This is a genomic window from Desulfobacter postgatei 2ac9, assembly GCF_000233695.2.
In the GTDB taxonomy this organism is placed as follows: domain Bacteria; phylum Desulfobacterota; class Desulfobacteria; order Desulfobacterales; family Desulfobacteraceae; genus Desulfobacter; species Desulfobacter postgatei.
Window position 1 is genome coordinate 797,621 of the sequence record NZ_CM001488.1, and the last position, 25,591, is coordinate 823,211.

At 48.9% G+C, this 25,591-nt stretch carries 18 protein-coding genes and 1 tRNA gene; 9 read left to right on the forward strand and 10 right to left on the reverse strand.

Translation table 11 applies throughout. From position 1 onward, the window contains the following. Positions 1–7 precede the first annotated feature (7 nt). Positions 8–2,416, reverse strand: a complete 2,409-nt coding sequence (locus DESPODRAFT_RS03750; protein WP_004071450.1) for a 3-hydroxyacyl-CoA dehydrogenase/enoyl-CoA hydratase family protein — start codon at positions 2,414–2,416, stop codon at positions 8–10. 121 nt (positions 2,417–2,537) lie between these two features. Between DESPODRAFT_RS03750 and DESPODRAFT_RS03755 the strand changes: the two genes are divergently transcribed. Together DESPODRAFT_RS03755 and DESPODRAFT_RS03760 are read left to right on the forward strand one after the other, a co-directional pair. After that, entirely contained in the window at positions 2,538–3,578 is a 1,041-nt protein-coding gene (locus DESPODRAFT_RS03755) for a hypothetical protein (RefSeq protein WP_004071451.1), read from the forward strand. A 3-nt stretch (positions 3,579–3,581) separates the two neighbouring features. Then, on the forward strand, positions 3,582–4,301 hold the full coding sequence (locus tag DESPODRAFT_RS03760) for an acyltransferase (RefSeq protein WP_004071452.1): 720 nt from the start codon (positions 3,582–3,584) through the stop codon (positions 4,299–4,301). Positions 4,302–4,347: 46 nt separating this feature from the next. Here DESPODRAFT_RS03760 and DESPODRAFT_RS03765 read toward each other — a convergent pair whose 3' ends face one another. Further along, entirely contained in the window at positions 4,348–7,050 is a 2,703-nt protein-coding gene (locus tag DESPODRAFT_RS03765) for an ATP-binding protein (RefSeq protein WP_004071453.1), read from the reverse strand. A 119-nt stretch (positions 7,051–7,169) separates the two neighbouring features. Here DESPODRAFT_RS03765 and DESPODRAFT_RS03770 point away from each other — a divergent pair, with 119 nt between their 5' ends. The 3 genes from DESPODRAFT_RS03770 to DESPODRAFT_RS03780 all read left to right on the forward strand — a co-directional run bounded on the left by DESPODRAFT_RS03770 (position 7,170) and on the right by DESPODRAFT_RS03780 (position 10,424). Continuing rightward, positions 7,170–8,879 (forward strand): DUF2868 domain-containing protein, encoded by a 1,710-nt coding sequence (locus DESPODRAFT_RS03770; RefSeq protein ID WP_004071454.1) that lies wholly within the window; start codon positions 7,170–7,172, stop codon positions 8,877–8,879. Then, positions 8,876–10,282 carry a DUF3482 domain-containing protein gene (locus tag DESPODRAFT_RS03775; RefSeq protein WP_004071455.1) on the forward strand — a complete coding sequence of 469 codons (1,407 nt, stop codon included), beginning with the start codon at positions 8,876–8,878 and terminating at the stop codon, positions 10,280–10,282. The genes DESPODRAFT_RS03770 and DESPODRAFT_RS03775 overlap by 4 nt, the downstream gene beginning before the upstream one ends. Before the next feature lie 66 nt (positions 10,283–10,348). Then, positions 10,349–10,424: transfer RNA gene (locus DESPODRAFT_RS03780), tRNA-Thr, on the forward strand. A 139-nt stretch (positions 10,425–10,563) separates the two neighbouring features. On the opposite strand, the gene qmoC is transcribed toward DESPODRAFT_RS03780, so the two are convergent. The 5 genes from qmoC to aprB form a co-directional block, all read right to left on the reverse strand. Further along, complete coding sequence (gene qmoC, locus DESPODRAFT_RS03785) at positions 10,564–11,769, reverse strand: quinone-interacting membrane-bound oxidoreductase complex subunit QmoC (protein ID WP_004071456.1); 1,206 nt, start codon at positions 11,767–11,769, stop codon at positions 10,564–10,566. Between the two features lie 36 nt (positions 11,770–11,805). Then, positions 11,806–14,142 carry an FAD-dependent oxidoreductase gene (locus DESPODRAFT_RS03790; RefSeq protein WP_004071458.1) on the reverse strand — a complete coding sequence of 779 codons (2,337 nt, stop codon included), beginning with the start codon at positions 14,140–14,142 and terminating at the stop codon, positions 11,806–11,808. A gap of 6 nt (positions 14,143–14,148) precedes the next feature. Further along, entirely contained in the window at positions 14,149–15,420 is a 1,272-nt protein-coding gene (locus tag DESPODRAFT_RS03795) for a CoB--CoM heterodisulfide reductase iron-sulfur subunit A family protein (RefSeq protein ID WP_004071461.1), read from the reverse strand. Positions 15,421–15,704: 284 nt separating this feature from the next. Continuing rightward, complete coding sequence (gene aprA / locus DESPODRAFT_RS03800; protein WP_004071463.1) at positions 15,705–17,666, reverse strand: adenylyl-sulfate reductase subunit alpha; 1,962 nt, start codon at positions 17,664–17,666, stop codon at positions 15,705–15,707. Positions 17,667–17,714: 48 nt separating this feature from the next. Continuing rightward, positions 17,715–18,152 carry an adenylyl-sulfate reductase subunit beta gene (gene aprB / locus DESPODRAFT_RS03805; RefSeq protein WP_004071465.1) on the reverse strand — a complete coding sequence of 146 codons (438 nt, stop codon included), beginning with the start codon at positions 18,150–18,152 and terminating at the stop codon, positions 17,715–17,717. A 444-nt stretch (positions 18,153–18,596) separates the two neighbouring features. On the opposite strand from aprB, the gene DESPODRAFT_RS03815 reads away from it, so the two are divergent. Genes DESPODRAFT_RS03815 through DESPODRAFT_RS03825 form a run of 3 tightly spaced genes read left to right on the forward strand, consistent with a single transcriptional unit; the run spans position 18,597 to position 21,092 of the window. Continuing rightward, positions 18,597–19,340, forward strand: coding sequence for a YkgJ family cysteine cluster protein (locus DESPODRAFT_RS03815; RefSeq protein WP_004071467.1), 744 nt, complete (start codon positions 18,597–18,599; stop codon positions 19,338–19,340). A 5-nt stretch (positions 19,341–19,345) separates the two neighbouring features. Further along, positions 19,346–20,164 carry an SDR family NAD(P)-dependent oxidoreductase gene (locus DESPODRAFT_RS03820; RefSeq protein ID WP_004071469.1) on the forward strand — a complete coding sequence of 273 codons (819 nt, stop codon included), beginning with the start codon at positions 19,346–19,348 and terminating at the stop codon, positions 20,162–20,164. 22 nt (positions 20,165–20,186) lie between these two features. After that, positions 20,187–21,092 carry a LysR substrate-binding domain-containing protein gene (locus tag DESPODRAFT_RS03825; protein WP_004071471.1) on the forward strand — a complete coding sequence of 302 codons (906 nt, stop codon included), beginning with the start codon at positions 20,187–20,189 and terminating at the stop codon, positions 21,090–21,092. A 2-nt stretch (positions 21,093–21,094) separates the two neighbouring features. Here the strand turns inward: DESPODRAFT_RS03825 and pta are convergent, their stop codons facing one another. The 3 genes from pta to DESPODRAFT_RS03840 are packed head-to-tail and all read right to left on the reverse strand — an operon-like array spanning position 21,095 to position 24,913. After that, positions 21,095–23,197, reverse strand: coding sequence for a phosphate acetyltransferase (gene pta / locus DESPODRAFT_RS03830; protein ID WP_004071473.1), 2,103 nt, complete (start codon positions 23,195–23,197; stop codon positions 21,095–21,097). Next, positions 23,197–23,802 (reverse strand): YkgJ family cysteine cluster protein, encoded by a 606-nt coding sequence (locus DESPODRAFT_RS03835; protein ID WP_004071475.1) that lies wholly within the window; start codon positions 23,800–23,802, stop codon positions 23,197–23,199. Before DESPODRAFT_RS03835 ends, pta begins: the two co-directional genes overlap by 1 nt. Before the next feature lie 22 nt (positions 23,803–23,824). After that, a complete protein-coding gene (locus tag DESPODRAFT_RS03840; RefSeq protein WP_004071477.1) occupies positions 23,825–24,913 on the reverse strand; it encodes a deoxyguanosinetriphosphate triphosphohydrolase in 1,089 nt (362 codons plus the stop codon). A 74-nt stretch (positions 24,914–24,987) separates the two neighbouring features. Here DESPODRAFT_RS03840 and DESPODRAFT_RS03845 point away from each other — a divergent pair, with 74 nt between their 5' ends. Continuing rightward, positions 24,988–25,539 (forward strand): nucleoside deaminase, encoded by a 552-nt coding sequence (locus DESPODRAFT_RS03845; RefSeq protein ID WP_004071478.1) that lies wholly within the window; start codon positions 24,988–24,990, stop codon positions 25,537–25,539. The last annotated feature ends 52 nt before the right edge of the window (positions 25,540–25,591 follow it).

The following is a 25,591-nucleotide window of genomic DNA, read 5'->3' on the forward strand; positions in this document are numbered from 1 at the left end:
ATTTCTCCTAATTTCTAAGGGGTTTCCCGGTTTTCAGCATATGGTCGATCCTGGCAATGGTTTTTTCTTCCCTGCAGAAGTCCACAAATGCCTCACGTTCGAGTTTGAGGATGGCTTCTTCAGCAATCTCGCTGCCCTCGCCGGTATTCCCGCCGCTGACGACATAGGCAATGCGTCTGGCCAGAAAAGCATCATATTCGCTCATAAATTTGCCGTTAAGCAGGTTGAAGATCTCAGCATTCACCATGCCCTGACCGGCATTGCCAATTACTTTAAGCTTTTTTTTCAGTGGGGGAACATATCCGTCATCCACCATCTTAAGCACTTCTTTCTTGGCTTCGCCCACAAGGTTGTCACGGTTCATGACGATCCGGTCGGCAAGACCGAGAAACCCGTTATCCCGGGCCTGGGCGGCTGACATGGATACGGCGGCTATGGCGATTTTCATGAATACCTGGACAAAGAATTTGGCCAGATCCACCTCTTTAACGGTTCTGCCGGGCAGGGCATCCATATATTTTTTCCACAGGTTCATGCAGCCGCCGCCGGCAGGCAGCAGGCCCACGCCGATTTCAACCAGACCCATGAATAGCTCGGTATGGGCAACGATGCGGTCCGCGCCCAGGCAGGTTTCGCAGCCACCCCCTAGGACCATTCCGTAAGGTGCGGCAACAACGGGGAAAGGTGCGTATTTGACTTTCTGGATGCCAACTTGGGCTTTTGCCAGGAAAGCATCAATTTCCGCATATTTTTTTTCGTGGCACAGTTTGGATACAAAAGAAAGGTCCGCGCCGGCGGAAAATGCACCGGGCATACCGCCGGCTTCATTGCCGATAACAAGGCCGGCACCGTTTTCTTCGACATAGTCAAGGGCTTTATCGATGGCGTCAACGATTTCGCCGTTGATGGCATTCATCTTGGTGTGGAATTCAATGCAGAAAACCTCATCTCCAATGTCCACCAGCGATGTGGATGCATTTTGAAAAACGGTTTTGTTGTTGCCTTTTGCGGCAGCAATGGAAACCATGTTTTTAGAAACCGGCACGGCCTTGTATTCGCCTGACGAAAAATCAAAGTAGTAGCGGATACCGTTTTCAAGTTTGTAAAAAGATTTTTTGCCCTTGGCCAGCATCTGGGTCACATTGGCCGGGACATCAAGACCTTCATTTTTCATTCGTTCAACCGCTTCTTCAACGCCATAGGCATCCCAGGTTTCAAAGGGTCCCATCTCAAAGTTGTAGCCCCATTTCATGGCGTTATCGATTTCGACGATGCTATCGGCAATTTCAGGCACCCGGTTGGCTGCGTACTGGAAGGCATTTGCCTGGCATTTCCAGGCAAATTGGGCGCCTTTGTCGTCGCCTTTGAGTACACAGGTCAGTTTCTCTTTCAGGGTGGCTTTTTTCCTGGCTTCGTCCAGGCAGGGAAATGTCGGTCTTTCAAGGTCTTCATATTCCAGGGTATCAATATTGAGGACCTTGCGCAGTTTTTTCCACTCCGGGGTCAGTTCTGTTTTGTAGAAACCGCCCCGGGTTTTGTTGCCCAGCATTTTTTTATCGACCATTGTGGAGATGAATTCAGGCAGGACAAGTGTATCGCGCTGCTCGTCGTCCGGACACAGGTCATAGGAGTTTTTGGCCACATGGCTCATGGTGTCAATGCCAACCAGGTCCGTGGTTTTGAAAATCGCGGTTTTGGGGCGGCCCAGGGCCGGTCCGAACAGGGCGTCCACTTCGGGGATGGTCATTTTGTCTTCATGCATGAACTTGATACAGGCGCCAATTCCCTGAACGCCGATTCTGTTGCCCACAAAGTTCGGGGTATCCTTGGCCCAGACAATACCCTTGCCCAAGTTTCTTTCGCCAAACCGGGCAAGGAACTCCATGACCTCGGATTTGGTCTCAGCGCCGGGAATAAGTTCGAGCAGGTGCATGTAGCGGACCGGGTTGAAGAAATGGGTGCCCATAAAGTGTTCTTTGAACTCCTGGGCAAATCCTTGGCTCATATCCTTGAGGGGAATCCCGGAGGTGTTGCTGGTAACAATGGTGCCTTCTTTTCTGACTTTGGCGACCTTTTTGAACAGATCCCGTTTGATTTTCAGGTTTTCCACGACCACTTCAACAATCCAGTCGCATTCAGACAGTTTTTCAATGTCATCATCCAGGTTTCCCGTGCTGATGCGCGAGGCGTCTTTTTTGCTGTAAAATAAAGAGGGGTTTGTCGCCAGAGCTGCTTGCATGCCCGCCTGAACAATGCGGTTTCTCGCCGCAGGGTCGTTCTTTTCTTCGTTAGTTAAATCAAAAGGGACAATGTCCAGCAGCAGCACGTCAACACCGGCACCGGCAAGAAGGGCGGCAATTCCGCCGCCCATGATTCCGGATCCGATGACTGCTGCTTTTCTGATCTTTCTTACCATGATTTTCTCCTCAATCTGAAGGACCATTCAGTTTTGTTTGCATAAATCTTGTAAAATAGATGCGGGTTTGATACTTTGGCCCTGTTTTTACAAAGGATATTATTATTTTTTAAGAGAGTCAATGCACCGGATAAATGCAACGCTACACCCTGATTCGTCTCTGAACCCCGGCTCAGTCGCCCGTATGATTGCCGGTCTTCAAAGGGAAAATGGGGACATCCCCTGGCATATCGGGGGGAAAACAGACCCCTGGGATCTTGTGGAGTCCGTCATGGGTCTGAATATCGGCGGTTTTCATGACCAGGCAATGGCTGCCCTCGACTGGTTGGCCGCCCTGCAGAATGAAAATGGCTCCTGGTATTCATCCTATATAGATTCGGTTCCCGAGGACCGGACCACTGAAAGCCACATGGCCTGTTATCTGGCCGTGGGGCTGTTTCATCAGTTTTTGATAAAAGAGAATACGGCTGATCTGGAAAAATTCTGGCCGATCATGTCAAAGGGCGTTGGGTTTGCTTTAGAGCTTCAGGCGGTCACAGGAGAGATTTACTGGGCAAAAAGCCCCGTGGGAAAGGTTGACCCCATGTCTCTTTTGTCCGGCTCATCTTCCATATTCATGAGCCTGAAATGTGCCCTGGCCATTGCCGCTATCCTGGGCCGTGACCGTCCGGAATGGGTGAATGCGCTTAAAAAGCTTGGCAGATCGATCAGGGAAAATATTTTTACCTATAACGTGTCCAAGTCCAGATTTTCAATGTACTGGTTTTACCCAATACTGTCCGGGGCATTGCAGGCGGAGAGGGCCAATGCACGTATTGACAGATATTGGCATAAATATGTCATTGAGGGCCAGGGATGCCGCTGTGTGTCCGACCAGCCCTGGGTGACCATTGCAGAAACCTCGGAGCTGGTGCTTGCGCTTCACGCCATGGGGCGTCGGCAAAAGGCCGGGATCGTTTTTTCCTGGATTCACAACCGGGTGTTTGATGACCAAACTTTCTGGTGCGGTTACACATATCCGGATATGGTGGTCTGGCCCGAGGATAAGATATCCTGGACCAATGCCGTGGTGTTGATGGCGGCCGATGCCCTGTATGGCCTGACCCCTGGGGCGCGTTTGTTTGATCATGATGCTTGGAACGGTTATACGTTTAAATTTTGAGCGATGATCAGCGATAAACGCCCATATTATATTAAACAGGCCTGGTACCGGCTCCAGGATTTTTATGTCCGCCGTTATCTTGTTCCTCAGCTCAATTCCCTGGGACCTCACCCTTATATAATTAAACCCTGGTATATTGAATTGTTCGGCGCCCCCATCTCCATCGGCAGTCATGTGACCCTGCTGGGGTGCCCGGACAAACGAACCCGGCTGACGGTGTGGTCCGAAAAAAAAGATATTGACGGTATCCGTATCGGGGACCATGTGCTGATTTCTCCGGGCGTACGGATTTCAGCGGCCAATTCCATTCGTATTGCAGACTCATGTATGCTGGCCAGCAACGCATATATTACGGATTCAGACTGGCACGGTATTTACGACAGATCGTTGCCGCCTGCCACTCGGTCAAAGGTGGTGCTGAACGAAAATGTGTGGATCGGAGATTCCGCCATTGTGTGCAAGGGTGTAACCATTGGGGAAAATACCATCATCGGCGCAGGTGCTGTTGTCACTTGCGACATTCCGGCCAATACTGTGGCTGCAGGCAACCCCGCCAGGGTCATCCGGGAACTTGATCCTGCCCGGGAAATCATCACCCGTAAAGACCGGTACGGCGATACGGAAAAGATGACAATGGTTCTGGCGGCTGCTGAAAAAGAGTGCCTGAAAGGAAATACGTTTTGGGGGTGGATTCGCAGTCTTATTGCACCCGGCAGGGACTGATGCCTGAAGGCAAATCCCTGTTTGGACGGCGCCTCTAACGAGTCGTTCAAATATGACTTATCCGATTCATGGTCTGGATAAAATATTCAAGGCAGGTCTGGATCTTTTCAATGTCAAAGGTTTTAGATAGCTGGAAAAGCTCTTTTCCAAATGTCTTGAACTCTTCGACGTTAAAGGCTTTTCCGGTTTCAGTGATCCTTACGGCAAATCGCTGGATATCGGATATTTTCATTGCTTTTTGGGTTTGTGGAATATGCGGGATAATATCCTTGTGCAATCTGGCCAAGAATTGGTCGGGCAGGCTCTCTTTGTCCAGGGTGTCCAGGGGCCTTGGCGCAGCAGCTTTCTGAGCTGAATCAGACACCGGCTTGATGAACCGTGTTAAAACGGCCATCAGGCTGTCTATGGCGATGGGCTTGGCAATAGTACAGGCAAATCCCCGGGATTCAAGTTCATCTTCGGACCATGGCGTCATGCCGGCGGTCATAAGACATATGGGAATATGGGCAATGTCGTGGTCTGCTTTCAAACGTGCTGCGGTTTCCATACCGTTTGTTTCAGGCATTTTCAGATCTATGAATATCAGCGCAGGTTTCTGGGCTTTGGCATGCTCAAGCGCCTGGAGCCCGTTTGCCGCTTCAATGACTTCAAGATTGATTTTTTCCAGGACTTCCCTGAGCATGAACCGGATTTCCCACTGGTCATCCACAATAAGAATCCGATCTTTGGCAAACTTCATGCTGGCCCAAGTTGATTTGTTTGCTTGTGCAGGTGCAAGAATGTCAGTGTGATATTGCTTAACACCCGGCATGAAGATGGTAAACAGACTGCCTTGCTCCGGTTTGCTTGACACGGAAAGATTTCCGCCCATAAGCTCTATAAGCTGTTTGCAGATGGCCAGCCCGAGGCCCGTGCCGCCGAATTTCCGGCTGGTTCCGGCCGAGGCCTGTTCAAACGCCTCAAATATTTTATCCTGCTGGGTTTCACAAATACCAATACCTGTATCTGCCACCTGGATAATAAGATCTACGCAATTTTCCTCATTTTGCGGGTTTGTACGAATTTGTGCTTTAAGGGATATTGTGCCGAATTCGGTGAATTTCACGGCATTTCCCACCAGATTGATAATGACCTGGCGCAAACGCATTTCATCCAGGGCCAGGGCGCTTGTGTCATTTTGGGGCAGTTCAATCAAAAAGTTCAGATTTTTTGTTTTCAGTTTTATTTTGAACAGTCTGTATATTTCATTGAACAATGAGTTTAAGAGGACCGGTTTCCGGTTAATTTTCAGTTTGCCGGCCTCCATTTTGGACAGGTCAAGTATGTCGTTGATCAGGCCGGCAAGGTTTTTTCCGGCTGTATTAATGGCTGAAAGGTAACTGAGCTGCTGCTTTTCAGTGATCATTGTTTCCAAAAGTTCGCTGAACCCAAGAATCGCGTTCAAGGGTGTTCGGATTTCATGGCTGACATTGGCCAGAAATTCACTTTTTACCCGGTTTGCCCGTTCCAGTTCATTTTCTTTTTGTCTGCGGATTTGGATTTCGTTGTTCAAGGCTTTGTTGGCTGTTTGAAGTTCTCTGGTACGTTTTTGTACCCGGTTTTCCAATTCCTGCTGGTACCGTTTCAGGGCTTGTTCCGCCTGTTTGCGTTTAGTGATATCTCTTAGGTTAATAACCATCCCTTTGATGGTGGGGTGATCCATGAGATTTTTGGAAATACATTCAAGCGTGCGCCAGTCATTGGCCTCGTGTTTGAACCGTATGACTGTTGGATGTGTCTGGACCAAAGAGTCTGGCCTGAGTGTGAATATTTCGATTAATTCCTCTTTTTCCTGGGGATGTATCAACTCCTGAGCACAACGGCCTATAAGTGCTTTGGGCTGATATCCAAGAATCCGGAATGTAGACGGGCTTACATAGCGGAAAACCCTTTCCCGGTCAAGAATCCATATCATATCGGTGGCATTTTCAATTAACGCTCTGAAATGCTCTTCATTCTGTTTTAATGCGTATAAACTGTCCTGGAGTCTGAATGCCATCCGGTTGAATTCTTTTGCCAAAAGACCGAATTCATCATCGGACTCAATATCGATTCTGGTGTCAAGGTTGCCTTTGCCAAAGGCCTGGGTGCCTAAAAGAAGCGCCTTGATCGGACGGGTCAGGCGTGCGGTAAAAAACATCAAAACCAGGGAGATGATAATGGCGATTGAAATAAACAATCCATACAGATAGGGCTGAATCCGATTGATGCCGCCGAACACCTCATCTGTGGGATCCACCGCCAGAACGTACCATTTCCAGGGTGTAAAATACCCAAATCGAACAAGGAGGCGCTCCCCTGAGAGGTCAATAATTTTTCTGCCCCCCTGATCTGTCAGAGAAGAAAACCATTCTTCTCGACTCAGGTCCGTATCATTAAGGTATTTATTGGGATGGGAGATAATAGCTCCGCTGCGATCCATTATAAAAACAAATCCTGTATTCCCGATGGCGATGTTCCGGATACGGGCTGTTGCGTCCTGTTTTGCCTTGGCAATGCCGGCCGGGACGCTTTCCAGGCCGTAGTCATGAAGAATTTTTTCTTGTTCCCGAATTATTTCCATGGCCATCTTTAACTGCGTGGAAAGCCAGATATCCCCAAGATCAAGAAGGGCTTTCTGAGAAAAATGGTAAGTGATCACAATGGTTGTCGCCAGAAAGAAAAACACAAGCGGGAGGGTCGGAAGCAGGATTTTGGTGTAGGTTTTCATAAAAAATGACTATACACAAAAGTGGTAGGGAAATACACATTTTCAACTTTATTGTTTGCAGGCTGGCGTCTCCTTAAACACAGATTGTGAAAACGATGGTAATTTGTTAAAGAATAGTCATGATTCTGCCTATTAAAGATATTATTGATCTTGATTTTCTCCTGGGCCTGGATGAAGACCAGGAAAATATTGATACTAAGGCCATTGCGTCCCGGGACAGGGATATCTTCCGCCGGATTAAAAATGGCGACCGTCTGGATGATGCCGGACTGATTGCAGGATGGCTGGAATATCGGCGCCTGTTGTTTTTCCAAGAGACCGACAACGCAGACCCCGGAGCTAAGCTTCCTGGTGCGTTATTTGAGTCTTTTTACACCTGGATTGTCAGGGGGATGTTTGCCTGTGGCCTGGCTGCCGGAGGTTTGTGTGCATATTCGTTTCTGGCTTACCATGGCAGTCGGCCTGTGAATGTGACTTTGTTTATTACTGTGTTTATTTTGTTTCCGGCATTGCTTTGCCTATCTGCCGCGCTGGTGGGGTTGCATCAGTTCCGGTCAGGCCCTGCCGAGTCGGGCTGGACCGGCGTGCTGCACCGATTGTCGATGCGTTTGTTTATTGATAAATTCATGGGACGGTTGCAGAAATTGACAGCACCGCTTCAAAAGCATTTTCCCCAATTTTCCAAAAATAGCGGTGATCTGCTGCATCTGGATACCCGGCCCTTCCGGAGTATTCTGTTCTGGCTGGTGTTCATTGCCTTGTCCCTGGGGGCGCTGGGATTTTCTGTCGGGGCGCTTGGCGGCACCTTTTTCAGGATTATGGTTACAGATCTGGCCTTTGGCTGGCAATCCACACTTCTGACGTCTGGGGAGAGTGTCTACCGCCTGGTGAGCTGGCTGGCATTGCCCTGGTCCTGGGTCATGCCTGATATGTTTGTGCCCACCCTTGAGCAAATAGAAGGCAGTCGGATTGTGCTCAAGGAAGGCATGGCCGGACTTGCCAGCGAACATCTGGCTGCCTGGTGGCCGTTTTTGTGCATGGGGATGATGGTCTATGCGCTTATTCCCAGAGTTGTTTTGGTGGGATTTGCCCATACTGCCAGGACCTTGGCCCTTGCCCGATTTGACTTGTCCCGGCCCGGGTACCAGCGTCTGCTGATGCGGATGCGCTCCCCCCGCATGGGGATGAACATCAAAGAGACCGGAGGTTCCCGGGCTGAGTTCAGAGCGCCTTTGCCCAGACCGGAACCCGCGCCTGTGGTGGAAAAAGATCAATCACCGATTGTTGTGCCTCAACCCCATGCGATTTTAAACACGCCGGAGCCAGAGCCAGAGGCAAAGCCTGAACCTAAAGCTGACGTTAAATCTGAGCCCCGGCCTCCGATTGTATCGGATGAACCCCGTGTCAAAAAGAATACGCCCGGTGCACTTGTGCTTGGATCGGCCATGGGTTTTGAGGAAAATGATATGGAACAGATTCGGGCCGGTCTCGAACAGCAGTTTGGTCTCCATGTTGCCGCTACCGTTGGCATCCATTTTGATTTTGATCAAGACCAGGATCAGATAGCAGCTCATGTCAAGGATTTGGGTCAGGTGCATTTAATCGTGCTTCAGGAGGTCTGGCAGCCGCCCATCCGTGGTCTGCTTTATTATTTTGTTCAAATCCGTGAGACTTTTCCTGATTTACCCCTGTGGATTGTCATGATCCGGACAATGGAGCAGGGTGAGAAAGATGTGGCGCCTTCTGATGTGAATTTCCAGGTGTGGAAGAGTGCCGTAAAGCAGCTCAACGATCCTCTGATGGCCATTGAAAGGTGGATGTCGCTATGATGGTATTGCCTGAATTTGCCGTTTTAGGGCACCCCAACGAGGGAAAATCCTCGGTGGTGTCCACCCTGACCGAAGACGACCGTATTAAGGTCAGCCCGGTACCCGGTGAAACAAGGGTGTCCAAGTCCTATTCCGTGACCATGGATGACAAAGAGATCATCCGGTTTGTCGATACCCCGGGCTTCCAGGTGCCCCGGCAAACCCTGGCCTGGTTCAGAAAGAATCCCGGACCGGATATGGTGGCAAGGTTCATTGCGGAGCATGAAAATAACCCGTTTTTTGCCGACGAGTGTGAACTCTTGACACCGGTGGTCAATGGGGCAGGCATTATTTATGTGGTGGATGGTTCCCGGCCCGTACGGGAAGATGATCTGGCTGAGATGGAGATTCTGCGGCTTACGGGACGGCCCAGGATGGCCGTTATCAATGCAAAATCCGATACCCGGGATAATACCGAGGCATGGAAGGAAGAGTTCCGCAAATTTTTCAACGTGATTCGGATCTTTAATTCCAACCAGGCCGATTTTTATGAACGCATCCGGCTTCTGGAAAGCCTTAAAGCCATTGATCAGGACATTGAACCTTTGATGGAAGGGGTGATCCAGGCCTTTAACATGGAATGGGAAAAACGTAACCGCATGGCTTGTGCCTATATTGTCCATGGCATGGAACAGGGTTTGACCTTTTCTTTGTCCCGCAAGATGAAAGCCGACATGGATCCCGTGACGCTCAAGGAAAATCTTACCCGGGAATATCAGGAGAAAATCCGGGATATTGAACACAAAATGTTTGGCCACATCCGCTCATTGTTCCGTCATCATCTCTATGATTATCCATTGCCTGCCTGTTCCATTCTCAGGCATGATCTGTTTTCAGAACAGACCTGGGAGATGCTGGGCCTGACCAGAACCCAGGCTGCCACCGTCGGTGCTGTGCTGGGAGGAACTCTTGGGGCGGTGCTGGATGCTGCTGCTGCCGGACTGACCTTTGGTGTTTTTACAGCCATTGGTTCTGCCGTGGGTGCAGGCTCCGCGTTTATGGGGATCCGGCGTCTGGCCAAAGCCTCATCGGGTCTTGGGGGAGACCGGATCCAGGTGGGCCCCAATGAAAATATTCAATTTTTGTACATTCTTCTGGACCGGGCATTGCTCTATTACACCTACATGAGCCGGCGGGCCCATGGCAGGCGTGATCTGCCTGAAGCGGAATCTCAGTTTGTTTCCAAGGGAGAAAAGGCAGGCATATCCACGCTTTTGACACCAAAGCAGCACAGGGTCTGCATGGAGTTCTTTAAAGCCTGCCGGAAGCAAAGTGCAACATCCGGCAAAAAATATTCGCCGGCCTTTGGTCTGCTGGTGGCGTCTTTACTGGAAGATATCCTTAAAAGGCGTATCAATCCCTAAAGAGTCCTAAAGAGTTAAATCTCTTGAATTTCCAGGTTCGCCCTGATATAAATCATTTTCAAAGGTGCCGGCGTAACTCAGTTGGTAGAGTATCTCACTCGTAATGAGAAAGCCCGCGGTTCGAATCCGCGCGCCGGCTCCAGTAAAATCAATTGGTTACAGAGTTCTCTCTGTAGCCTTTTTTATTTTGTGGGTGAAGCGTAAGATTGTTACGAGGAAAGCAAAAAAAAGGGGGCTGGTCAAAAACCAGCCCCCTTTTAATCAATTGTACTGATTAAAAGCTATTTTCTGTTGGCGTAATCAGCATAGCCCATGGCAACCGTACGGTAAACAATATGGGCCATTTTTGAGTACGGCAGGAATGCAAACAGGTTGAAGATGGCAATCAGGTGTATCCAGTAAAAGAAATAAGAAAGCCATGCGATTTCAGCCAGGCGGGCCATTTCCGTAAGCATACCGGAAAGGCCTAATGCGAAGACAACACCAAGAATGAACCAGTCTTTATAAGTTGTGATCTGTTCCTTGTTGGTAAGTCTGCTCTTGATCATTATGCCTGAACCAATGACCAGGGCAACACCTGCGATATTGGCCAGCCATTTAATTGGGTTAAGCTGGGGATAAGGACCGGCATAACCGCCTACGTAAAGCATGATGCCGCATACTGCTGTTACAATGAAAAGGCCGATAAAGGCAAAAAGCACCATCATATGCGGGGTGGCGCGATTTTTGTTGGATCCGCACTGGGTGAATTTGTTATGTTTCAATATCATGGGTATGACATTTTTAATAGACATTAAAAGGGCTTTGTAATCAAGGCTGGTTTTGTCTGTTTTGCCTTCAAGAACCGCATTGTTATGAATGTCCACAATGAAGCGTTTCAGGGCAAGAAAGAAAACAACAGTTGCAAAAATAGCCAGGGGAACAAAGGTTATATCCACAAACCAGGTGGATACAAAGTTGGCATGAGCGATAACATGTTCTGCACCTTCATGGGCATGGGACCAGTGAAGGCGTCCGCCAAGGGCATCACCGAACAGGAAATGGAAAATTTTTTCCATGGTGCCGCCAAAGCCCATTGTGATAATGGCAAGAAGCGCAAACCAGGCAGCCGGAATCCCAAGCAGAAGCGGCAGTTTGGACGGATCATTTACAGCCTTGGCAAGGGATTTGGGGGTTGCGTATTCAGTGATGGCTGCAGAGCGGATCGCTGCCAGTACATCACCGGGAGCTGCGCCACGGGGGCACATATCCGTGCAGTCACCGCAATTGTGACACAGCCAGATGTCACCGTTGCAGATCAGTTTGTCTTTAAGACCCCATGAGGCAGCAATCATTTCCTTTCTGGGGAAGGGGCTGTTTTCAGGAGCAATGGGGCAGGCCACGGAGCATGTGGCGCATTGGTAACATTTTTTAAGGGTTTCTCCGCCAAGACTTCTAAGCTCGGCAATGAATCCCAGATCAGGTTGGGCAAGATAATTGGTACTCATAGTACTAGATACCTCCATTAAGTTTATATGCCGTCGTTAGAATCCTTTGAACGGGTTCGGGCCAAGTGCGTCCACTTCTTCAACAAAGTCGTTGATGATCTGGGGCAGTTTATCATAGTCATCAATGGCGACTTCCGCAAATGCAACACGTTCGTTTTCAAGGGCCAGTGAAGCAAGCGCATCACCGATCTTTTTCACACGGATTTCAGCAAGTTCGGAACCTTTGACAAAATGGCACTGGTAATCATCGCCGTGTTTGCAACCGATGAGGATAACGCCGTCAAGACCCTGGGCCAAAGCGTCCTTGATCCAGATGGTGTTCACGGAACCAAGACAGCGAACGGGAATCACCCGGACATCCGGTGAGTAGTCCACACGGTTCATACCCACCATGTCGAATGCAGGGTATGCATCGTTTTCACATACCAGTGCCAGAAAACGCAAGGGCGGTTCACTATAATCGTCCTGAGACGGAACAGTGATGGCCTTGATCTGAGAACCGATACTGTCGATGGTATAATCGGCAAAGGAGATAATACGTTCCGGGCAGGCACCCATGCATGTGCCGCAGCGGCGGCAACGGGTGGGATTGGCTTTTGGGGTTCCTCTGGCGTCATCATCCAAGGCGCCGAAGGGGCATTCAACCGTGCAGCGTTTGCACTGGGTGCATCTCTGGAAGAAGAAGTCCGGATAAGTCAAGTCACCGGAACGGGGGTGAACCGACATGCCGCGGTTGGCGCTTTCAATACACTGAATAGCTTTCAGTGCTGCACCGGTTGCGTCTTCCATGGACTCTTCAATGGTCATGGCCCGGCGGACGGTACCGGCTGCGTAAATACCTGTTCTCTGGGTTTCATAAGGAAAGCAGATATAGTTCGAATCAGCATACTGCCCGAAAATATCATTATCCCTGAAACCGGGGCCCTGGCGGTAGGCCAGGTTGATAACCGGGTCATCCTTGGTGACCGGAACCATACCGCTTGCCACAACAACCAAGTCCGCTTTAAGCACCAGGTTCTCACCAAGCAGTGTGTTTTTGGCTGTTACCATCAGTTCTGAACTCATGGCTGTAACGTCGGTGACGGCACCCTTGGTCATGAAAATACCGTCATCCTGCTGCATGGCCTTGTAGAAATATTCCTGCAGACCTGGGGTTCTCATGTGCTGGTAAATAACATAGGCCTTGCCGTCAGCATAATCTTCCCTGACATAACGGGCTTGTTTCAAAGCCACCATGGAAGTTACGGAACCGGCGTATTCAAAATCGCTGTCGTCTTCATCTTTGCCGGCAGACTGGATAAATACAACCCTTTTTGCTTCCTTACCGTCGGAGGGACGCAGGATTTTACCCTTGGCTGCAATCAATTCAAATTCGTCATTGGTGACCACGTCAGGATTGTCCACGGACAAATGAGCGTATGCTTCGCCTTTCAGGACATCAGGCCGCCAGCCGGCAGCCAGAACAACGGCGCCGTAAAGCTCTCCGTTCGGATCAAGGGAAAGGATATCTTCTCTGCCTTCATTGTATTTCAGGTATTTTTGATGGGCAGCCTCGGCATCCAGTTCCTTGCCGTTTTCATCCACCAGCTCTTCAGGAGGCAGCGGAAAGGGTACGTCAAAGGGAATTTTTTCACCGGGTTTTTTCATGGTTACGGTGAATTCACCCGGCTGGCCGGCAATACGTGCCACCAAACAGTTGGTCCTCACATCTATGTTGGTATTGCCTTCAACTTCCTGGACAAGTGCATCCACCACAGGTGCCTGAAGGGTTTCAAAGGGAGGCTGAACAGGCATCTGCGCGCGCAGTTTGGCTGCATATCCGCCAAGGGCAGCCGTTTTTTCTACAATGGTCACTTGATAACCGGCTTTGGCAGCATCCAGGGCTGCAGACATACCGGTTACACCGCCGCCGATAACCAGCACTTTTTTAGAAAAGGACTGTGTCTGGTAAGGCTCGGGAAGTTTAACTTTTTCAAGGCGAATCATGCCCATTTTGATATAGTCCTGGGCCTTCATCTGGATCCGGTCAAAGCTTTCTCCATCATCTTTCTGCTCTTCGGTCAGGGCTGGGTAGGTCTCCCGGGAATGGGGCCATACCACACCTTCCCTTAGATTGGCCCGTTCAATAATGCATCCGGGGAAGTTAAATACATCAAAGTTCACCCGGCGGGAACAAGCGCCGATAACCATGGCGTTTACCTTGCCATCGTCAATGTCCTTTTGAATGAGTGCCACACCTTCTTTGGAGCACAGGAAGGGGTGGGTGGTGCAGTTGACGCCCTCGTTGTCGGGGACACCTGCTAACGCTTCCATGTCAAGTGTGTCGCCGATACCACAGCCTGTACAGATATATACGCCGTATTTTTTATCCATGGTTTGTTACCTCCTCAGAGTCTGAATGGCTTTAAGGGCCATGCCGGTTGCATTCTGGTTGGATGTCACAACATCGGCCGGTTTATTGGCACACCCTGCTGCAAACAGGCCGCCTTTGGAAAAGTCATTGATAATAAAGCCTTCGTCATCAAAGGTCAGATCAGCTGCGGGCTTATCAATGGCGCAGGTGGGCTGCATTCCGGTGGCCAGCACCAGCATATCAACGGTTTGTCTAATTTTTTCACCTGAGATGGTATCTTCGGCCACAAGGTTGATGTTGCCGGTCCCGCTCTCTTCACTGACTTCCGCAACCTTGCCTTTGACAAAGAATACGTTTTTATCCGCCTTGAGTTTGGCATAGAAATTTTCGTATTTTCTGCCGGGAGTCCGCAGATCAATGTAATATATGTAAATTTTTGCATCAGGATATTGGGCCCTGATATATGTGGCATGTTTTAAGGATGCCATGCAGCAGATATATGAGCAGTAGGGCAGATGGTTTTCATCCCTGGAACCTGCACACTGCGCAAAGGCAATGGTTTCAGGTGCCTTGTCGTCGGACGGGCGGATGATTTTACCTTCGGTGGGGCCGTTGAAAGATGCCAACCGTTCCAGCATCATGTTGGTGATGATGTTCTGGTAACGGCCAAAACCAAGATTGTCAATGCGGGTGGCATCATAGGGCTGCCATCCGGTGGCGAATACAACGGCACCGACTTTCAGGTCGAATGTGCGTTCTTCCATGGTAAAATCAACGGCGTTATATTTGCAGGCTTCTTTGACCTTTTCCCGGTCATCCTTACTCATGGCCGGATCCATGACATATCGCTGGGGAAAGGCCATGTTGTGCGGCAGATATGCGGCCTTGCGGCGATCCATGCCAAAGTTGAATTCATTGCTGATTTCAGTTTCGCACACTTTTGCACATTCACCGCAACAGGTGCAGTTGCTGTTTACATACCGGGGTGCGGTTTTTACGCTAACGGTGTAATTTCCAGGCTTGCCATCAACCTTTTGTACCTCGGAAAGCGTGTACACCTTGATGTTCTTGTTGTCTTTGAGTCGTCTGTAATTGATTTCAAGACCGCAGGTAGGCGGGCAGAGTTTGGGGAAGTAGTGCTTGAGCTGGGAGACTCTTCCGCCAAGGGAAGCTTCCTTTTCAATCAGGAAGACTTCGTAGCCCACTTCGGCAGCTTCCAAAGCGGTTGTCAGGCCACTGATTCCACCGCCAACCACCATAATGCTTCCACTTACCGGGGCTGAATTTTCTGTAGTCATGCTGTCCCTCCGTGCATTTGAGTTGTGTAGTTGTGTTGTGTATGAGTTCCAAATTTTGTATGCCGGTTTCTGGCAAAACCAATTATATTCGGTTTAAGCCCGGGGTCGGCATCCTGATCTCCTTATTTGCAAGACTGCAAATTAACCTATAATCCGTTTGTTCGCAAGCTTGCGAAAAAGGAGACAGGGCCGGGCAGGCATAATCTGAAAAACCTCCAGGCACCGGTAAGCCGGCACCTGGAGGTTCATATCAAGACATCCTTAGGTTAAAACGTCTTACCGCACTAGTCGGAGATGATTTTAACGTAGGGTTCTTTTTTCAGAGTCCACTCGTTAGTCTTCTTGTCATAAGAAGAGTTAACAAAGCAGAACCATTCTTCGTCATTCTGGCCCATGAAGTCGCCTCTGTAGTAGAAACCAGGGAAGCGGGATTCTTCACGGAACTGGATGTGACGGGTATGAGCCTGAACTGTGTAGAGACGATGGATAACTTCCCATGCTCTGAGCAGTTCATGCAGATCGCCGGCAGCAACTTTCTCAAGGTCTTCACGGAACATTTCGAACAGGTCCATGAGAACTTCAAGGGATTTGCCGTTGGTCATGTAGAAAGTACCGGTACCTGCACCATACTCATTGGTCATCTTCATCAGACGCATAGCCATGCCGGCAGGTTTGCAGTATTTGGGGTTTACGTCTGTTGCTGTGGTGTATTCAAAGTTATCCAGGTAGTTGTATACCGGATAGTAAACCATGTCCACCAGCTCTTTGTCGGATTCAGCAAAACCGGAAACCTTGTCGCCTTCGGCTTTCAGGTACTGAATCATTGACTTGGCAATGATACGTCCTTCTGCATGAGATCCTGAAGAGAACTTATGACCGGAGCAGCCAACGCCGTCACCGGCAGTGAACAGACCGCGAACGGTTGTCATTCTGTTGTAACCCCATTTGTAGGAAGCAGGTACCCAGTCTTCCTCGGGACCGGAACACCAGATTCCGCAGCATCCGGAGTGGGAACCCAGCAGGTACGGTTCGGTGGGCATAATTTCTGAGTCTTTTTTCTCGGGCTCAGTATTGGTTGCACACCACAGGCCGGCCTGACCAACGGACATGTCAAGGAAATCTTCCCAGGCTTCTGATTCCAGATGCTTGAGTTCTTTCTTGTCCATGGTTTCGCCAAGAGCAGCAAGTGCTTTGGTGGTTTCCATAATGATGGGACCACGGCCTTCTTTGTATTCTTTCATCATCAGATGATTACGCAGACAGGTCGGGGTTACGGCAGCAGTTCCGTAAGGAGCGTATTTTGCAAGCTCGGCTTTGGCATCTTCGGAACCGGCGTAGTTTTCACCAAGACCGTTAACGGTTTTTGCTTTGAACAGCAGGAACCATGCACCAACAGGGCCGTAACCGTCTTTAAAACGGGCCGGGGTGAAACGGTTTTCCATCATGGAGAGTTCAGCACCGGCTCTCAGAGCCATGGTGTAGGTGGAACCGGCATTCCATACGGGATACCAGGCACGGCCTTTACCTTCTGCAACCGAACGGGGTTGGTAAATGTTAACCGCGCCACCGCAGGCAACCATTATAACTTTTGCGTTGAAGATGTAGACTTTGTTTTCACGTACGGAAAAACCAACGGCACCGGCAACTCTTTTGGGATCATTTTTGTCGTTGAGGATTTCAACGATGAAAACTCTTTCAAGGATGTTTTCGTCGCCAAGGGCTTTTTTACCGGCTTCAGCAACGATTCTCTTGTAGGATTCACCGTTGATCATGATCTGCCATTTACCGGTACGAACGGGAGTGGCGCCGGCTTTAAGCGTACCGGATTTCATGCCTTTTTTTCCGTCCATATTTTTGCCATCGTCGCTTTTTTTCCAGATGGGAAGTCCCCATTCCTCGAACAGATGTACGGAATCGTCAACGTGACGGCCAAGGTCAAAGATCAAGTCTTCACGAACAATACCCATCAGGTCGTTACGAACCATGCGGACATAGTCTTCAGGTTTGTTGGAGCCGATGTAGGTGTTGATGGCGGACAGACCCTGGGCAACAGCACCGGATCTTTCAAGAGCGGCTTTGTCGACAAGCAGAATTTTGGTGTCGTCGTCAGCCCATTTTTTGATCTCAAATGCAGTACCGCAGGCAGCCATGCCACCGCCGATGATTAGAACATCAACGTCTCTCTTCTCTACCTCTGGCTCTCTAACGGTTTTAATTTCACCAGCAGGTTTGTTAGGTAATGCCATTATATACCTCCAAAAATTTTATAAGTATCAGAATTAAATTTAAGCAACCTATGCCAGCTCGGTGGGAGCTTTCAGTTCCATACCATCGGCTTCCTGAGTAGACAGCAGGCCTGAATACAGGTCTTTGCCCTTCAGGCCTTCATAAGCGTTGGCTTCGCCTTCGGGAGTGGTTCTGATGGGGAACTTGAAGCGTTTTACAACGCCGTTTCTGAACTTACAAGTCCACATAATGTCCTCAGTACCCATCATGGGCTGTACGGATGCGCCCATGGGCACGAAGTCAGAGTAGCCTCTTACTTCAATGGCCTGGGAGGGGCAGATTTTTACGCAAGAGTAGCATTCCCAGCACTGATCCGGTTCTTGGTTGTAAGCTTTCATTGCAGTTGCATCCAGAACCATCAGGTCATTGGGGCAGATGTACATGCATGCGGTTTTATCCCCGCCTTTACAGCCGTCACATTTTTCTGCGATTACAAAAGATGGCATTTAAAATACCTCCATAAAATGTAGGTTAATCAAAATTGCACAAATACCGTTGTGCGACAATTTGTATCTATCCAGATTAAGGCCCGTCAAAAAAAATGAAAGGCCTGTAATTTAAAGTATTTGGATTCCGAGGAAGATGGGTCTGCTCAGTTTTGAATCTCATCAAATAAGCCCTCTTCCTCAAAACAAATGATATGGGAATAACACCCTGACAAGGTCTGTGTCAAGAAAATTCAAAAAAAATGATTTAATGATTTCTTCAATTTTTTTGAATGATTATTCCTTTGACAATATATATGTTTTTTGGACAAGTTCGGCACTATATCTTGTGAATGCATCCATTAAAATCATCTGGAAAAACCGGTTGGATCCTGGTAGGTTATCCGCCGACGATTATTAATCACCCGTTCTATAGCATAATTTTAAAATAATAAAGGAAAAAAAATGAACGATGAGATGTTGCCGGTCGGCTTGGATGACCTTATGCAATTCAACTGCAGTGCGGATAATCCTTGTTTTAATCAGTGCTGCAGGGATCTGAATCAGGCACTGACCCCCTATGATATTCTGAGAATGAAAAATGCTGTAAAATTGCCGTCCGGACAGTTTCTTCGGGAATATACATCCCGGCATACCGGTCCCGGTTCCGGTCTGCCGGTGATTACCTTTAAGGCCAATCCAGCCACCGGCCATGCCTGCCCCTTTGTCACGGATTCAGGGTGTTCCATATATCATGACCGCCCCGCATCATGCCGCATGTACCCTTTGGCCCGTGCCGTTGTAAAGGACAGGGGCACCGGGAAATATGTCGAGTATTTTGCTTTGATTGAAGAAGAGCACTGCAAAGGATTTGGCGGTCGGGATAATAAAACCGTGGCCCAATGGCTCCAAGGTCAGAATGTGGTCGACCACAATACGGAAAATGATAAAATTCTTGAACTGATCAGTCTTAAAAACCAGATCCGGCCCGGAAAACTGGAAGGTGCTGAAGAAGATATTTTTTACATGGCTTTGTATGATCTGGATGATTTCAAAATTCAGATTAAGGAAAAAGGGCTTCTTGCCTCAACAAATCTTTCTGTGGAATATGTGCAGAAGGTTGTGGCTGATGACCTAAGCCTGCTTAATTTCGGTATTGCCTGGATAAAATACCAGTTGTTTGGCAAAGATTTGGAAATTCAGGGCTGAAAATTATGGAAATCAAAGGAAAAGTGGCTCTGGTACTTGGGGCGGTCAAAGGAATCGGCAAAGGCATTGGCCTGGACCTTGCCCGGCAGGGGGCAAGCCTTATCCTTACCCGCCATGACTGGGCGGATGCCTTTTGTGATATGGAGGCAGCGTTTGGGAGGACAGGTGCCCAGCATAATATAATAAATGCAGATTTGCGTAAAACTGATGAAATTGAAGGTCTGGCAACGTTTATAAAAGATCGGTATGGACGCCTGGACATTCTGGTGAATAACATTGAACGCGGCGGATGGCCTACGGTTCACGGCACATATGTTGAAGATCAGTGGGATCTTGAGATTGAAACAACGCTTAAAGCCAAACGCTGGATTTTTGAAGCGGTGTTTCCTTTGCTGAAGGCCGGCGATGAAGCGGTTGTCATTAATATTTCTTCCGTGGCGGCCATCACCGGAAGATCGGGTCCTGCCGCCCTGGTTTTCAACGAGGGCTATTCCGCCGCCAACCGGGGGATTGGTGTACTCACCGAAACATGGGCCAGGATGGGGGCACCGTCAGTGCGGGTGAACGAATTAATGCTGGGTATATTTGAAACCCGCCATGCCCAGGGGACCCGGGGGTGGCGGGAAGTGCTCACGGATGCGGAAAAACAGTCTTTGATCGATCAGACCCTGGCAGGTCGGACCGGGCAAATTTCCGATGTTGTCAAAGCAGTCAATTTTATTATCAGGGATGCCCCCTATATGACCGGTGCGACCCTGCGTATAGACGGAGGGTTTGTCCTGGGCGGGGCTCGGGTGCCGCCAATGCCCCGGGGTATCGTTTGAGTATTTATATGGAGGTATACTGTTGACATTAAGGCAACTTGAACTATTTCTTGCGCTTGTGAAAACACCCCATTTAAGTCAGGTGGCCAAGGATTTCGGCCTGACGCAGTCTGCAGTGTCCATGGCCATAAAAACCCTTGAAGAGACCTTGGGGAAACTATTGTTCGACCGCATCCACAAACGGCTGGTGGTCAATGAAAACGGGCGCTATTTTTTCAGGATGGTTGATCCCCTTGTTTTTGGTCTGCGGGAAAGCGAGTCCATGTTTCGGGACCAGGCTCTGGTGGGAGATATCAAGGTGGGTGCCAGTTCATCCATTGCCAATTATATCCTGCCCCAGATTATTTATGAATTTGCCGAGCTGTATGAAGGGGTTCGTATAGAAAAAATAACCGGCAATACCATAGAGATCGGCAAGCTTATTGAAGACGGTGACGTGGATATCGGGTTTGTTGAAGCAGACTACAACAGCACTGAAATCGAGCGGGAGGTGCTTGGCCTAGATGAACTCTATGTGGTGACGGGTGACCCGGATCTTGTTCGCAACGAAGATTACTGCATGGACGAGCTTTTATCTAAGCGTTGGATTTTTCGGGAGGAGGGGTCCGGCACCCGGGAGGTTTTCCTCTATCATATAGAAAAGTATAAAAAACGGTTTAAGCCTTTCCTGGAAGTAGGTCATACGGAAGCTGTGAAATCGGTACTCAGAAACAAGGGGGCGTTAAGCTGTCTGTCCAGAATTTCCGTAATGAATGAGCTTTTGTCCGGACAGTTGTTTCGTCTCAGAATAAAGGATTTTAAATTTTCCCGTTCATTTTATACGATCTGGCATAAGGATAAATACTTTTCATCTGTTCTTCAGGAATTCATGTATTATACAAAAGAGCGGTATAAGGCGGTATACGAAAACCAGCTCCACGCCCACTGACCCTAACGTTTCATATCCTGCTCGGCGGCCTGGATGGCTGTGATTGCCACTGTGTTGATAATGTCGGTTACGAGACATCCCCGGCTCAGGTCGTTTACCGGCTTGTTTAAACCCTGCAGGGTCGGGCCAATGGCCACGGCGCCGGAGGAGCGTTGAACCGCCTTGTATGTATTGTTTCCTGTGTTGAGATCCGGAAAAATAAAAACAGTTGCCCTGCCGGCCACAGGCGAGTCCGGCATTTTAGTTTTTGCGACATCGGGTTCTATGGCCGCATCATACTGGATGGGACCTTCGATGAGCAGATCCGGGCGCTTTTGCTGTACGATCCTGGTGGCTTCCCGGACCTTGTCAACATCCTTGCCTTTGCCTGAGGTGCCCGTGGAATATGAGAGCATTGCGATTCTTGGTTCAATGTCGAACATTTTCACTGTTTCTGCGGAGGTAATGGCAATTTCTGCAAGCTGTTCAGCATTGGGGTCCGGATTGATGGCACAGTCTCCGTAAGCTAGGACTTTGTGTGGCAGGCACATGAAAAACAGTCCGGATACCGGGGTCTGGGGGGTTTTGGCTTTGATGATTTCAAATGAGGGAATGATGGTGGCGGCGGTACTGTGGACAGCGCCTGATACCATGCCGTCCACATCACCCATGTGTACCATCATGGTGCCGAAATAGTTGACGTCCGCCACCCGGTCCCGGGCATTTTCAATGGTCATGCCCTTGTGCTTTCTTAATTCGCAATAGACCTCGGCATAAGTGTTGAGCAGTTTGGATTTTCCGGGATTGATGATTTCAAATCCTTCCATACGCAGGCCAAGCGTCCTGATTTTGTGACGGATCTTTTTTTCATCTCCAAGAAGGGTAATGTCGGCAATTCCGCGTCGCAGAATGGTTTCCACGGCGCGCAATATGCGGTCTTCATTTCCTTCGGGCAGAACAATCCGTTTTTTGAACATCCGGGCTTTACGGATAAGTTCGTATTCGAACATTTTCGGTGTCATGATAGTGGCGTCTGTGGTGATGACTTTATTCATCATCCGCTCAATGTCCACGTGCTGTTCAAATAGTGCCAGAGCCCGGGTGATTTTTCTGTCATCATACGGGGAAATCGAACCTCTGATTTTTTCCACGGCCAGGGCTGTGGGGAACGTGTTTTCGGTGACGCTGATCACGGGTACGGCATCGGGAAGGCCTTTTATAAGCTCCCATACCGGACCTTCAGGTACAAGACCGCCGGTTAAAATGATGCCGGAAATATTTGCGATGGAATCCGAAGACTGGGCTGCCATGCAGCCCACAATTACATCGGCCCGGTCTCCCGGGGTGATGATCAAGGTGCCGTGGTCAATTCTGCTTAACAGGTTTGTCAACTGCATGGCAGCAACGGTAAACCCCCGTGCATGCCGATAGAGCTGATTGCTTCCAATAAGTACTTTTGCGCCCAGAGCACTGGCAACTTCGGCAATGGTTGGGTTGGCCAGCGCCTCTTCCTCGGGCACGGCATATATCAGCTGATCAGGGAATAGTCCGGTTTTTTTGAAATAATCAATGATACCGGACAGGTCGGCGGGCCTCACTCGATTAATGATGGTGCCCAGAATATGACACCCCTTGCTTCCCAGGGAGTCTAAGGTCATACTGGTAAGCGTGGCAGCCTCTTCCATGGATTTGTTGTGGGCATCAGCCACCAGGAGTACAGGACAGTTCAGATTCTGGATAATCGTCGCATTGATGTCGAACTCCACACCGGTGGTGGAAGATACAAAATCTGTTCCTTCGCAAAGGATAAAGCGGCATTTTTCCCTGGCATCATTGTATTTTTCGATAATTTTTTCAAGCAACTCATCTTTTTTGCCATGGCTTAAAAGCTGGTCGGCCTCATTCTGGGTGACGCCGTACATGGTGGCATAAGGCCGGTCAAGGTTGTACTGACTGGACATCAGTTCAATATCCAGATCCCAGGCATCTTCGGGGTCCTTGGTGATGATGGGCCTGAAAAAGCCTACATGTTCGAGTTTTCGAAAAAGCATTTCCATTACGCCTAGTGCAATGGCTGATTTACCCGCGCCCGCCTGGGTGGCGGTGATATATAAACCGCTTGACATTAAATTTTCTCCAAATAAATTGGCTTATAATTCAGAAGAATCTGAGCAATCGTTTTTTTAATTTTTCCGGTTTTACCTGTCAACTGCCTGAAATTCATTTCTATAACAGCCATCTGTTTATAAAACGGGGTCCGGTCAAAAGGAATATATGTACGGCGGTCAAATTTTCCGGCATCACAGCCTGGTCCTTTTATGACATTAAATCCGGGTTTGTGAAGCTCATGGGGCAGTCCGTGCAGCCGGCAGATCATTGGTCTAAAGTGGTAAAGACTGCACCTGCCCGTTTTGAGCAGTGGGCAGGGGATTTTTTTGGATGCCGCCGGATTGTCTTTTTCCGCAGAGTCAGAAAAGGTTTGGCGGCAATAGTCCCGGCTAAGCGTTAACACATGCTTTTGGTCTTTGGGAGACAATGTCTGTAATCCAAACTGCAGAAAAGATGCTTCTGCGTGGGTATGATGAAAAAAAAGAGAGAGGCAGCAGTTGTCTTGACAGCCCTTGCATTGAAATCCATATTGTTGCGCAACCTGGTTCCATGCCTTATCCATATCATGGTAAAGCTGGGCCAGGGGTGAAAAATGTTCCGGGATATCCATCATGACTGTCATTGGCGTCCTTGGTGAGTATCTTTTAAACTAGTGGGTTGGGAAAAAACAGACGCGCATACAATTTAAGTGCGTACCGGTCGGTCATGGAGGCAATGACATCACACACAGATCGGTTCAGTGTGTTTTTTGCTGAATCCCATGGGGCCATTTCCATTTTTTCCAGCTCTTTTTGCATCTCGTCGGGGTTTTCCATAAAATATGTGTAAAGACCGATAATTACTTTTTTTGCCTTTACAAATTCTCCATGCACGGCCGGTGAGCGGTACACTTTTTCAAAGAGAAATTTTCTTAGGATTGTCATGGCTTCCATGGTCTCCTTACCCATATTTAAAATGAATTCTCCATTTTGGGGGCCGCTGTTGTAAACCAGCTGCTCCATCATTGTGGATGCGCGGTCAGCGTGGGTTGTGCCAAGCTTTCGGATGCAGATGTCAGGCACCTCGTCCTTGGAGATCACCTTGCCCCGGAGCGCATCATCAAGATCATGGTTCAGATAGGCAATGATGTCTGCCACGCGTACAATTCGTCCTTCAATGGTGGACGCGGTTTCTCCTGGCGTGGCCGGAATAATATTGCCGAATCCCTTGGAGTGTTTCAGAATGCCGTCTCTGACCTGCTTGGTAAGGTTGAGGCCTTTCCCTCTGTTTTCCAATACATCCACCACTCTTAAGCTCTGGTCGGAATGGGTAAAACGGGAGGTGTATACCTCAATTAGGGCGGTTTCTCCGGCGTGTCCAAAGGGTGTATGTCCTAAATCATGTCCAAGGGCAACCGCTTCGGCAAGGTCCTCGTTCAGGCGCATGGCCCGGGCAATATTCCTTGCCGTTTCAGAAACCTCAAGGGTATGGGTGAGCCGGGTCCGGTAATGGTCTCCTAACGGCGATAAAAAAACTTGGGTTTTGTATTTTAAACGCCTGAAGGCATTGGAGTATACAATTCGGTCCCGGTCTAACTGAAAGGGTGTTCTGATGTTACTGGGGGTAACATCTGGGTGTCTGCGTTCAGCGCTGGTACTTGGGGTGCCGTATTTTGACAGGAAATTGTGCTCCCGTTGCTGGAAGATTTCCCGTATACTGGGATTTTGTTTTATTTGGGGTATTGTTGTATTCATCAAAACAGTATTGAAATAAAATAAAAATAAAATTAAATACAGCATTTATTAAAAAAATCAAGAAAGGGGTGTTTTTGGATTACGAGATTTTTATGGAGCAGGCCCTTGAACAAGCTCGCAAAGCCTTTGATCAGGGGCAGTTTCCTGTGGGGTGCGTGATTGTTCAAGATGATCGGGTGATTGCCTCGGGTGCCAGGGCCGGCACGTCGGGGGATCTATCTTTTTTCAGTGAAATTGACCACGCAGAAATACGTGCGCTTAAGGCCCTTGAATCTTCGGATGTGCGGTTTATCCCGGAACGGGCTGTGCTGTTCTGTACCATGGAGCCCTGTTTGATGTGCTTTGCCGCAATTATTCTGGCCGGCATCCGGACTGTTGTATTTGCCTATGAAGATGTGATGGGTGGGGGGACCGGCCTGGACAGGCGGCATCTGGCACCCTTATATAGGGATGCGCAGATTACGGTCGTTCCCCATGTGCTGCGTAAAAAAAGTCTTGATCTTTTTCATGATTTTTTTAATAAAGATGCTAACTTATATTGGAAGGACAGTCTGCTGGAGTCATATACGCTTGATCAACGGCGTGAGTCCGGGAATAAACAGGGGTGTAATTCAGAAATAAAATAAATAAATCTTGATTTGTATGCATAGTGTATATATAATCCAAAGGTTATGCTTG